General features: G+C 40.5%; 8 protein-coding genes. All 8 read right to left on the bottom strand.

What is annotated here, in order from left to right; translation table 11 throughout:
• Window positions 1-12: 12 nt before the first annotated feature.
• On the bottom strand, window positions 13-825 hold the full coding sequence (locus AACU33_RS34520; protein ID WP_096594751.1) for a GAF domain-containing protein: 813 nt from the start codon (window positions 823-825) through the stop codon (window positions 13-15).
• Window positions 826-4,239 (bottom strand): response regulator, encoded by a 3,414-nt coding sequence (locus AACU33_RS34525; protein WP_096594752.1) that lies wholly within the window; start codon window positions 4,237-4,239, stop codon window positions 826-828.
• A gap of 40 nt (window positions 4,240-4,279) precedes the next feature.
• Window positions 4,280-5,422, bottom strand: a complete 1,143-nt coding sequence (locus tag AACU33_RS34530; RefSeq protein WP_096594753.1) for an AEC family transporter — start codon at window positions 5,420-5,422, stop codon at window positions 4,280-4,282.
• Complete coding sequence (locus AACU33_RS34535) at window positions 5,415-6,983, bottom strand: PP2C family protein-serine/threonine phosphatase (protein ID WP_339376444.1); 1,569 nt, start codon at window positions 6,981-6,983, stop codon at window positions 5,415-5,417. The genes AACU33_RS34530 and AACU33_RS34535 overlap by 8 nt, the downstream gene beginning before the upstream one ends.
• Window positions 6,984-7,668: 685 nt before the next feature.
• Window positions 7,669-8,232 (bottom strand): 3'-5' exonuclease, encoded by a 564-nt coding sequence (locus tag AACU33_RS34540; RefSeq protein ID WP_096594755.1) that lies wholly within the window; start codon window positions 8,230-8,232, stop codon window positions 7,669-7,671.
• A gap of 202 nt (window positions 8,233-8,434) precedes the next feature.
• Window positions 8,435-8,851 (bottom strand): hypothetical protein, encoded by a 417-nt coding sequence (locus tag AACU33_RS34545; protein WP_096595487.1) that lies wholly within the window; start codon window positions 8,849-8,851, stop codon window positions 8,435-8,437.
• A gap of 70 nt (window positions 8,852-8,921) precedes the next feature.
• Window positions 8,922-10,301: a glutathione-disulfide reductase gene (gene gor, locus AACU33_RS34550; RefSeq protein WP_096594756.1), complete on the bottom strand. Its 1,380-nt coding sequence runs from the start codon at window positions 10,299-10,301 to the stop codon at window positions 8,922-8,924.
• 342 nt (window positions 10,302-10,643) lie between these two features.
• Entirely contained in the window at window positions 10,644-12,293 is a 1,650-nt protein-coding gene (locus tag AACU33_RS34555) for a FecR family protein (RefSeq protein ID WP_096594757.1), read from the bottom strand.
• Window positions 12,294-12,381 lie beyond the last annotated feature (88 nt).

Consider the following 12,381-nt stretch of genomic DNA (forward strand, 5'->3'; position numbering starts at 1 on the left):
ATCTACCTTAATTTAAAAATATCGTTCCATTTTGCTAATAACTTGCTGTTCTCGCAGCATCTTTTCATGGAGAATAGCATTAGCGATCGCTGATGTTACTTGAGTAGCCAAAGCCTTGATAATCTTAAGGTCTGCTGCTTTATAAAAAGTAGAATCTTCACTGCTAATACTAATAATACCAATCGCTTTATCTTTACTCAGAAGTGGTACACAAATGAGCGAGTTAAGCGGGTCAGTTGCACGCATAAATCTCGGATCTGTAAGGACATCATTAACAATTTCGCCTCTACCTTCAAGGAGTACATGACCGATAATTCCAGTAATTGGTATTAAATTTGATTTGTGGTGATATTGCTGACCGAATGCAGAAATAATTTCTAATTGTCGCTTATCGGGATCGAGGAGCATAATTGCTCCACTAGTCGCAGCAATTCTTTTTTTAATTTCTTCAATGAGGATTTTGGTAACTTCTTGTAATTTTAAATTAGCAGTTAGTTTATCCGAAATAGTATAGATGAGATTAATCTCTTGATATTTATCCAGTGCTTCTTGAGCAAGCTTTTTCCTTTCTAATTCCCGATTTGTTAAATAGTTTAGCAGCGATGCAATTGCCGTAGCTGTAGAATCTCCTCGAATCCAACCAATTACTAAACCTTCTATTTGAATGGGTACTGATATGGAAAATTTTTCTTGCTCTTGCCCTATTAAAAGTTTTTCATGACTATCATAGATACCAATATTATTACCAATAATATTTAACATCTCTTGGATGATTGACAATACTTCTGGTTGAGCTAGTAATTTTCTCAAATTCAAAGTCTTCATTTACTTTTTATCCTCCAAAAGTATAAAAAATAAGTTTTCTAAACCCTTCTCAAATCGTAAGGTTTTGACTAGACTATGACGAGAAGAAACTAAGGAATCTACAATAATTAGATCGGGTCTGTCAGACATAGCTTTTTCAATAGAATCTTGATAGTTGAAAGCTTCTACAATGCTGAAACCTTTCGTCCGTAATGCTTCAGCTAAAGTTTTGCTAGTAGGAACATTTTCATCTACGATTAGCACTCGTTTTTGCGAGCGTCCAAAAGACATCAAGGTGGCTACTTCTTTCAGTAGTTCTTCAGAATTAATCGGCTTATTTAAAAATCGGTCTACCCCCAGTGCATAACCACGATTTTCGTCTTCTACAACTGACAAAATAATAATGGGAATATGCATAGTATGCGGATCGTTTTTGAGGACTGCGGCTGTGTCAAATCCGTTCATCCTGGGCATCATTACATCAAGCAATATCAAATCTGGAAGCTCTTTTTTTACTAATTCAATAGCCTCTAAACCATCTTTAGCTTCGATAATTTTGTAGCCTTCGGAACTGAGATATTGTTTAGCCAGTTCTCGCATTGCAGCTTCATCATCTACAATTAGAATAGTTTTCTGCTCATTCTCAGCAACGTCTTGAGGTAGAGGAGTAGGGAAATTTAATTGCTGAATTAAACTTTCGATATCAATGGTTTTGACACCCTTGATTGGTTCCTGGGGAATAGGTAAGCTGAAAGAAAAATTACTACCTTTACCCAGTTCGCTTTCAACCCAAATGCGCCCATTGTGATGTTCGATAATTTCTTTAGAAATTGGCAGCCCTAAACCAGTACCTTGAGGTTTATCAGTGAGGGTGTCACCTACTTGTTTAAATTTTTCAAAAACCTTGTTTTGGTCTTCTTGAGCAATACCAATACCGCTATCAATAATACTGATAATTATTTCTTTATCTATAACTTTTGCTTGGCAAGTAATCGAACCTGTAGCTGTAAATTTGACGGCATTAGAGATGAGATTAATGATGACTTGAATCAGACGTTCGCGATCGCCAATGATTTCTGGTAATTCTGGTTCTATCTCTGGAATTAGCTGTAGACTTTTTTGTTCAAATAGAGCAGTAGTAGCAGCAAATGCTTGTTCTAGCATCTTTGGGACACAGAGAGGTTGCATATTCCACTGCACCTTCCCCGCCTCAATTTTTGCCAAGTCGAGGATGTCGTTAATCAGAGCTTTTAGTCGCTCACCTTCGGAAATGATGATGCTGACATTTTCTGATACCTGCCGCATGGAACGCTGTATCTTTTTATCATCGGTAGATAATAAGGGAAATAAAGTTTCGTCGAGTTTTTTCTTAATTAATTTGGCAAAGCCAATCACAGAGGTAAGGGGAGTTCTCAATTCATGGGAGACAGTAGAAATAAAGTCTGTCTTCATCCGATCTACTTCTTTTTCAAAAGTAATATCCCGGATTAAAATTACTGAGCCAATGTAGCTGATATCACCATTTTGTTGGGAGTCTTTCAGCATGGCTGTAGCTACAGCTTTACCAATGCGTCCTTGAGCCAGTTCTACCTCAGCAGCGAACATTTCCTGACAGTTACTGCTAGTTAGAGCTACGAGTTTAGCGATCGCACCATTAAATAGCGTTTGTGCATCCATACCGACAAAATTCTCGTCTGCTAGCTCCAAAAAGCTGGTAAGCGCTGGGTTGTATTGAGCAATCTTGCCATCGGGATCTACGACTAGCAAAGCATCGCCCAAACTCTTGATAATGGCACTGACGTACCCCAAGGTATCTTGTAATTGGGTGGTGGTAGCTGTTAATTGCTCGGCTTGATTGCTGACAATCTCAAACTGTTCTTGGGTTTGGGTATAAAGTTGTGCCTGTTTGATGGCGATCGCTACTTGATCGGCTACAACTTCCAACAGTTCAACTTCCCATTCTTGCCACACCCAAGCATGGGAGCGAGAGCATATCAGATAACCAGGATCTCGATTGCCAGGAATTAAGACAGGTAAAGCTATACAACTACCGATTTGGGCTTGCTGACTGGCAGCGTTCGCCTTGACTTCGTTGCAACGTACAATCTGCTTTTGCCCCAAGCGATCGGCCAAGTCACCAAAGTATTCCAAATTCAAAATTCCAGCGATCGCATCCAGATTTGGCAACCGATGCTCGCAAGTGACTTCTAGACTGCGATTTTCTGGGTGATACCAACCGAACATGACGCGGTTGAGATCGAGGAGATTGGCAACTTCATTCACCGTAGTTTGCAAGGTGGTTTGCAGATCCAAAGACTCCCGAATGCGAGCTGTGATGCGATTCACCAGCCCCTCTTGCTCGGCTTGGGCACGGGTACGCTCAAAGGCTTTGATTTGGCGTATGGCTGTAATGGTGGCTAATACCAACAAACCTCCTACCACCACCGCCAGCAGATTAAGAGCATAAAGATTTTCTTCTAGCTTCTCACGGGGAATCACCAATGCCACTGACCACTTGGCATATTTGAGAGGAGTATAAGCTACGTAAACCGAGCTTTTCTGTCCTTGAAACTGCACTAATTGAGTTCCGTGCTTGCCATTAACCATGTTCTGGGCAATTTTGGCTAACACTGGATCTGGTGCATTAAAGAAACTTTTTTTCTGGTCGATAGTTGTATCCTGATGCGCGATCGGAAATCCTTGAGAATCGAGGGCAAAGGCGTAACTTCCTTGGCTGAAGCGGGTCTTTGCAATGACTTCCGAAATTCGGTTTACAGCTACTTGACCGGAGAGTTCGCCAATGGGTTTGGGCTTTTGGTCAGCATTAGTGGCAATACCTAATGCTTGTAAACTACGGGCACGAACTTGAGCCGCTTCAGCATCCAGTGAAACGTGTCGTAAAGGTGACACTGACCAAATCGGTACGGCAATGTTGACATGGCGGATACCTGTAGAGCGAGAAACAACCGGATCGTCTACAAGAGTATTGCCGATGATTGCTTGCTGAAAATGGCGGCGATCGCTAATATTTCGATCCTTAACAAAACCAGCTTTAGTAGTGTAGTAAGAGCCATTTGGTAAAGCCAGCAAAAATGAATTTATATCTGGCAAATGATTAACTTCCAGTTGCAGGTAAGGTTCTGCCTGCGACCAGTTTAAACTGCGTACTGCTTGATTATTAGCTACAACTTCCACTTGTGCTAACAGCGTCGCCAACCACTGATCGATTTCATATCCCGCCTGCTGTACCCGCAACAGGGCATTTTCCTGTAACCCTTTTAATATCAGGTTCCTGACAAACCAATAGCTGGCTACAGCAGTTGTTCCTACTACTAAGATCATGCCAGCGATTAATAAAAAGGAAACATTACGGCGAGACTGCCACGGGTATTTATATTTATGCCGCCAGAAATTTAGTTTGCACCAATTAGACATAATTGTGATACCTTTTTTATCTAAAATTAAAAGCTAAAAATTAACTATCACTGGCGTCAGTTTTTAATATATTCTTAGGCTCAAAAATCAGAAATTTTGATTTAAAAAATTCACAACCAAATTGCCATAATCCCGCAGTTAGTAAAATTAAACTCCCAATCAAAAATAAATGTTGTGGAGTAGTAAAGAAACTACCTTGACATAAAACAAATAAAATCATGCAAATCGAAAAGGGAATTGATATCGCTAATAACCCCAAGGCAAATTCTGTATCAAAAGTTGTTGGACGACGGAGATTTTCGCCTTGCATTTGCTGAATTTCTTGGGTATTGATTTGAGAAGCATAAATTAGAGGCCAAACGCTTAAACCAGCTTGAGGTAAGATGGCGATGAGTAAGAAGTTAATTCCCGAACTGGGGTGAATCAATGCGATCGCTGCTGCACTAAACCAAAATCCCAATGACGATCGCAGCAACAAGACAGTACCGATCGTTTTTAATTCCAACCCCTGAATATTTAGGGAAACACCCACAAAAAATAGAATCAGTGGCGTACTACAAGCTGCTAATTTTTTTACCGCATCTAAAGCTATTATTGGCACCGCTGTTTTGAGATTAAACATCACCAAGAACAATCCTAAAATAATCGCTATGTTCATTGGTTCGTTTAATAAACCCAACATTACTTTGTGCCATTGAGTTGGTTTTTTTATAGATGCAGCCGTTCTTTGATAAAACCAATACATTGCTAAAGCGTAAAGTCCAATCAGCACAAACATTTTGTTTCCAATATCTGCTACTGCTACTTCTGCTAGGCTGGTTTTTCCTAAAAATTCTTCTACAAATGGATAAGTTGTTAATCCAGTGCCTAAAGATGGAAACATCAAAATTAACGAACGAGCTTTGCGTTGGTCTTTATTAGAGATAATCAGACGTGCTAATCCAAAGCTGACCGCTAAGAAATAAATATTAATTAATAATGCTAATAATGCTAAATATAATAAAGAAATTTTAGTATCAATATCCAGAATTGATAAAAAAATCATTCCTGGCAATGCAGCATTGACAATAAATGTTTTTAAAGCTCCAACAGCAGCCGCTTCTTGAAACTTTTTTTGCAGACAATAGCCAGCAGCAATTAATAATAGTAAGGGAAATGCTTTTTGCAAGCCCAAATCATTCATTAGCTAAATATTCTCTGTGTATTGCTAGCATTGTAATGTCATCAAATTGATCTACTTCATCAATATGAGCCATTAAATTGCCTTGAATTTTGTCTAGTAAGTTAGTAAATTGTAGTTCTGGTCTATCTAATATAGATAACAATCTATCTTGACTGAAAAATTTTCCTTGAGGATTGCGGGCATCTGTCACCCCATCTGTATAACCAAACAGAATATCACCTGCTTCCAGGTAAATCTGCTCCATTTTAAATTGCATATTCGGCATCATACCAACTGCTGGCCCAGTTGGTTTTAGATATTGTTTTACTCCTTTTGCATCAATAATTAATAGAGGTTCGTGTCCGCCATTAACATAATTTAAGAGTCCTGTATTAATGTCTAATACCCCAAAAAATAGGGTGGCAAACATATTTAAATTACTATGATTATGAGCCACATAATTGTTAGTCATCTCCACAGTTTTTAAAGGATTGCCAATCTCATGTTTGTTAGCTAAATGCTGATGAGAATCTAAGGTTAAATTAGTTGTTGTCTCTTGATAAGGATGACAATCTTTACTGAGATATGTTTGACCAGAAAATATCCGAATTAGGCTACGGAATAGCGCCATAAAAAGTGCCGAACCCACACCTTTATCGCAAACATCAGCAATTACTAAACCCAAGTGGTTATTAGGCAGTAAAAAAGCGTCATAAAAATCACCTGCAACTTGACGAGCCGGAGCAAAAACTGCTGCTAAATTCCATCCGGTAATTTCTGGTAATCGCTCTGGTAAAAAATCTTTCTGCATTTGCTGACCTTTTAGCATTTCACTACGAGCGATCGCTTCTTTAATCTTATTTTTATGCCGAATCGCATTTTCAATTGCAGCAGCAGCTTGTGAGGCTAAGGTCGTAAGTAGTTTAAGATCTTCTGAGGTATATTCAAGAAATTTTTTACTGCTCAGTTCGATTGCACCAATTACCTCATTTCTGATTTTTAAAGGTGCGCAAATTAAAGAATTAATTGGAGTTTCTCTCTCAAGATATCTAGGATCTGACAATACATTATTAACGATTTCTGCCCTTCCTGTATGCACGACGCTACCCACAATGTCCTCTTCAGACTTGACGCTTTTTTGTGGTTGATAACGAGTGCCAAATGTGAAAACTACATCTAAATACTTTGTATCTTGATTCAGTAATATTAGTGAGCCATCTGTAGCCTCGATCAGTTTTTGTGCTTCTTCAAATACTAACTTGGCGATATGTTGAATATCTAAGCTTCCAGATAGTTCTTCAGAAAGGTTATAAAGAAGGCTAATTTCTCGATATTTATCCAAAAGTTCAGATGCAAGAGATTTTTTCTCAATCTCTTGATTTGCTAAATGAACGAGCAGAGACGCTACCATAGCAGCATTTTCACTACCATTTACTGCGCCAATCAATTCTTCTCTAACTTCTACAGGATATGAAAATGTGGAATTGGCGCTGATTTCTCCCAGCAATAATTTGCCAGAACTATCCAAAATTGCTGTAGGTCGATCTAAAATATTGATAGTACTTTTAACAATAGCAGCCACGGTTTCTTTCGCAAGAAGCTTTTTTAGGCTGATTTGAATCATATCGATTTTTTTTATAGAGATATTATCTGTATAACTGCTAATAATTAATTTAGTAATCGGTAATATTACGACAGATGAGATCGTTTAAGCTTTAATTAACTCGAATACCATTGTCTTGGTAGTTAAAGCTCAAACACACATTTGCTTGTATACCGCACCATGTACTGAGAATTTTTAAAATAACTACAAATAAAGATAAAGTTGTAATTAGCAGATTGTTACGCAATGAAATCGTCTGCCGGTGTCAACAAGGTATGCATCCAGGAGATCCGACTGGTGATGAGTGCAATATAATGCCCAAGTCATTGCTGTTGCTGTAGTTTTACATCCAGCAAATAGTAGTGTTGTATCATGTTCGGCTCAATACTGATTATTGCGAGGGAAGTGTCAAGCCTTCTCTAAACGGAGATGCTGCTAGTAGCTTGCTTCACCGACTGAAGAGACTTTTTTGATTGCTATGCTGTGAGAAACTACTTTATCGCACTCGCAATGATGCTTGATAACCGATCGGCCGCATATCGTTTGACAAAGAATCTCAATTTATCAATGTATGCGATCGCCATCCAGAACGCCCAATAGCCGTCAATTAAAGATGACTGCCTGTGTTAAATATGCAGCTTATCTTTTTTCTCTTGCCATTGATTTAACTTTGTGCTTGGGTCTGAATATATCTATAGATAGCCGCAATATTACGAGCATCATCAATACCTCGATGGTGTGTGCCTTGCAACTCTAAACCTAAATGTTCGAGAGCCTGTGCCATACCAAATCTTCTAGAAACCCCAAGATGTTGTGAGAATTCCTCTTTAATATTTTTATGCTCGCTAGCAAAAGGATAAGGAATATGATGATATTTACAGTCTTGAATAAATTGATTTTTATCGTAGTTGCCCCAGGAACAGAAAATGTAATCTGGAAATGATTTCATCCATTCTTTAAAGCTAGCGATCGCATCTCGGAATTTTGGTGCTTGCTCGACATCTTGCTGCCGAATACTAGTTAACTTTGTACAAAATTTTGTTAATTGGGGATGTCTTACAGGCTGGATGAATTGCTGAAACTCTGAATCAATTTCCCATGTTGTACTATTTAGCATGACTGCACCAATCTCGATGATTTCCATTTCATGCCGGGGAACTGTACCTTCATCACAACAAGTAGCTTCCAAATCTACTATTAGATAATATTGGTAATTTTTAGTTTTCATATAAATAATTAAAAATATGGGATTTGGCTGACTGCATTACGAATTGGTAATCCAGTGATACCAGAAATTTTCTTTATAATACATATACTACATAAATAATCTCTTGAAGTCAACGAGCGAAATTATTGGTAGGCATAATTCATAAATTTTGCCTAACTAATTTTCACTCCTAGGTTCCAAGCAGTAGTTAATTGCAGCAGAATTAGGTTGGAGAAAAAGGTTTCAGCCAGCCAATTTGCATAGCAGTATCCAGTGCGATCGTCGCGATCGCAAACCACAATACACTTTCTCCAGCCAATACCAAATCGGGTAAGACTGGATGATGAGAATTCCAGCCGACTTCTATCTGAGTTAAACCTCGTACTAAGCCAAAAGCAAACACGCCACCAGCTTTGAGTTGGGGATTATTATCTAGGCGGATGATATAGCGGTAGGTGACGCCAAACAGCAAGCCAGAGAAAAAAGCGATCGCCCCACTCAGCCAGAAATCTTGACTTCCCAGTATCGGAAAATACTGGCTCAGTACGAGAGTATTGACACCAGTAGCGATCGCAAAGGCTAAAAATACGGAAATACCTCCAATTATTCCGGCTTTCAGCGATTCTAGGCGTTCTGCCATGATTTGAGGCTCGAAAATTCTATTCACAATTGGGTATGGCTGGAAATTAGTACTCAGTAGTTGTAAGTGTTTATCGCATTGTGACAAATTCTTCTGCGGCTGAGGGATGTATCCCGACAGTGGCGTCAAAGTCTTTTTTAGTTGCGCCCATTTTCACAGCGATCGCTATCCCTTGAATAATTTCAGCTGCGCTGTCTCCCACCATATGCGCGCCGAGAACTCGATCGCTGTTAGCATCGACTACCAACTTCATCATGGTTCTTTCTTGGGCACCCGTTAAACTGTAATACATAGGACGGAAGCGGGTACGAAAGATTTTAACTCCATCATCGCCAAGTTTGGCTTTAGCCTCAGCTTCCGTCAAACCAACTGTAGCCGCTTCGGGATTGGAAAAGATTGCGGTTGGGACATTCTGATGACTAAATTCTCGACGGTTGTTGCCAAATTCGCTATCAGCAAAGGCTCGGCCTTCACCAATGGCTACTGGTGTCAAATTCAACCTATCCGTGACATCACCGACAGCAAAAATATTAGGTTGACTAGTTTGACTATATTCATTGACAGCGATCGCACTTGCAGTACTGTATCCCGGCCCTTCAATCGAACTAGCGACAACATCAACCCCAGCATTTTCTAAACCCAGTCCATCTACATTGGGTATTCGACCTGTAGCGACAAGAAACACATCAGCAATCACTGGTTCGGTATTTTCCCCCGATAAAGACAACTTCAATCCTTCTGGCACCTGCTCAACTGCTGTCACCACGTTATTCTGAATGATACGAATACCGTGGTTGATCATTCCTTCTTGAATTCCAGTCCGGATATCTTCATCAAAGCCCTTCAAAATCAGGTCTTTGCGAATAATCTGGGTTACTTGGGAACCTAAACCGCGCATAATCGAAGCAAATTCCGAACCTATATAACCAGCACCAATAATAGCTATGTGCTTTGGTTGTTCTTTGAGATGAAAGATTTCATTGGAGGTAATAGCATATTCCATACCAGGTAAATCTGGTTTAACAGGTCGCCCCCCAACAGCAATTAAAATTTTGTCGGCGGTAATTTTGCGTTCGTTAACTTCTACAGTATGGGGGTCTACTAAAGTAGCACGACCGGGAATCAGTGTGACTCCAGCTTTTTCTAAAAAGCTGATATGTAGTTGGGACAGCCGCCGGACTTCCTTATCTATAGATGTAATGAAATGTTCCCAGTCTAGTTCCGCATCACCAATTTTCCAGCCATAGCCTGCGGCGTGATCGAACAGTGCTGGAAAATGCGAGCCGTAGACCATCAGTTTTTTGGGGACACAACCGCGAATTACACAAGTCCCACCAACCAAATCATTTTCTGCGATCGCCACTTTTGCCCCGTAGCTAGCTGCTCGCTTGGAAGCCGCCAAACCCCCAGAACCAGCACCAATTACAAACAGGTCATAATCAAATGTCATAATTTTATATGTCTCTTTTGCAACAATTTAGCTTACGGGATATTACACAAAGAAGGTGAATTAACCTCAAAGATATCCACAGATCCAGCGTAAGTCCTACCCTTGATTTAATTTAGCGTTAGCTGAGGCTTTGGAGTCAGGAGATAGCTATCTCAGCCGATCAGCCTGTCCTTTCTTCAAGGGAAGCTAGCACCTACAACGAGCGATCGCAACTGGAAGCAATCCTGCGTTGACAGTAGCGCTGTGAGAGAAACCTCCCACAGCGCTAACTAACTACAAAACTATCAAGATTTTTGCGATAGACCGCTAGCCTTTGACCCTTGTAAGGGTTCATTAACTATTTTATGGAGTTGGTATATCGCCAGCTTTCGGTGGCTCAATGTTCACTTGAGGTGGAGGATTCTCCACTTTCGGTGGCTCAATGTTCACTTGAGGTGGAGGATTCTCCACTTTCGGCGGTTCAATGTTCACTTGAGGTGGGGGATTCTCCACTTTCGGCGGTTCAATGTTCACTTGAGGTGGGGGATTCTCCACTTTCGGTGGCGGTGGGTCGACTTTCGGCGGTGGATTGTTATCCGGTTTTGGCGGTGGGTCGACTTTCGGCGGTGGATTGTTATCCGGTTTTGGCGGTGGGTCGACTTTCGGCGGTGGATTGTTATCCGGTTTCGGTGGCGGTGGGTCGACTTTCGGCGGCGGATTGTTATCCGGTTTTGGCGGTGGGTCGACTTTCGGCGGCGGATTGTTATCCGGTTTTGGCGGCGGTGGGTCGACTTTCGGCGGTGGATTATTATCCGGTTTCGGTGGCGGTGGGTCGACTTTCGGCGGTGGATTATTATCCGGTTTTGGTTTTTCGTTATCCGGTTTCGGTTTTTCGTTGTCCGGTTTCGGTTTTTCGTTATCCGGTTTTGGTTTTTCGTTGTCCGGTTTCGGTTTTTCGTTATCCGGTTTTGGTTTTTCGTTATCCGGTTTCGGTTTTTCGTTGTCCGGTTTTGGTTTTTCGTTATCTGGTTTTGGTAAAGTTTGGGTAGTACCATCACCAGTGTTATTGGTAGTATTATTCTCCGGTTGTCCAGATTGGACTTGTCCTGTCTCTACCAAGGTATCTACGGAGACATTATCTTTGACTGTTGTGTCTTTGCTGTCTACTGAAGAATTGTTGTTATTAGTATTATTAGTTTCCTCATCCTTATTTTCCTCATTCTTTTGTTCGTTGCTGGTAGAACTTGAGGAACTAGCAGTTAGCTGTAAGAATGATGGATTTTCTACTACTCCCTCACCTTTAATTGGCGTCTGTGCAGCTACGGATGCTGCGGTTTCAGCTTGAACGCTGGCGATCGCCGGATCTGGTGTTGGTGTAACATTCTGTCTAGTTAAATCTAGACCTCTAACTAAATCGCTGGTTTGATAAAAATTTCTTAAATCAAAATCGTATAAACCTTGAAATCTACCTTTAACAATAACCATCAGTTGCCCTGCTTCTAGCACCTGACTTTGAGAAGCTTGTTTATTGGAGACTTCAATACCACTATCTGTGAGCGCACCCACAATTGTAGTATCTGTTTTTTCGTCATAACGAACAAATAATGCAGAACCACGGATTGCTGCTGCTGCATTCGGTGTTTGTATACGTGTTTGACCTCTACCTGGTGGAATGAGCAGCAATACTGTTCCATTTGATAGCCTAAAGTTGCGAGTTTTAGGTAAAAACTGGAAGACAGCTTGTTCCCCAACTCTGGCTAAAGATCCGTCGTTGAAGCGTAAATCGGCAAGAGATGCTCGACCAGTAGTTAACCCATCCCCAGGAATCATTGCATCTAATTTGCGTGCTGGACGCTTTTTCGGGCTATTTCTAGGAATTAGCTGCACCAAGTTGCGCAGATCCTGAATCTGAGCTCGTGTTAAAGGAGTAGTTGCACTTGCCCGTTCTGAAAGAGGTAATGCGATCGCTCCCCATACACTAATCACTAAAAGTGGTAACAATTTCCGAAGCATAGTTTTGATGACTCAGAAGATTTAACTAATACCGATCCGTGGTTCAAGATAAATTCTGTTTTGTAAAGTCTATTATTTTGTTATAATT

The sequence above is a fragment of the Calothrix sp. NIES-2098 genome, assembly GCF_963875125.1.
GTDB lineage: Bacteria > Cyanobacteriota > Cyanobacteriia > Cyanobacteriales > Nostocaceae > Aulosira.

What these genes read in the sequence shown, in the direction of transcription:
- AACU33_RS34520 (WP_096594751.1), bottom strand. Translation starts at nt 825, where the DNA reads ATGAAGACTTTGAATTTGAGAAAATTACTAGCTCAACCAGAAGTATTG.
- AACU33_RS34525 (WP_096594752.1), bottom strand. Translation starts at nt 4,239, where the DNA reads ATGTCTAATTGGTGCAAACTAAATTTCTGGCGGCATAAATATAAATAC.
- AACU33_RS34530 (WP_096594753.1), bottom strand. Translation starts at nt 5,422, where the DNA reads ATGAATGATTTGGGCTTGCAAAAAGCATTTCCCTTACTATTATTAATT.
- AACU33_RS34540 (WP_096594755.1), bottom strand. Translation starts at nt 8,232, where the DNA reads ATGAAAACTAAAAATTACCAATATTATCTAATAGTAGATTTGGAAGCT.
- AACU33_RS34545 (WP_096595487.1), bottom strand. Translation starts at nt 8,851, where the DNA reads ATGGCAGAACGCCTAGAATCGCTGAAAGCCGGAATAATTGGAGGTATT.
- gor (WP_096594756.1), bottom strand. Translation starts at nt 10,301, where the DNA reads ATGACATTTGATTATGACCTGTTTGTAATTGGTGCTGGTTCTGGGGGT.
- AACU33_RS34555 (WP_096594757.1), bottom strand. Translation starts at nt 12,293, where the DNA reads ATGCTTCGGAAATTGTTACCACTTTTAGTGATTAGTGTATGGGGAGCG.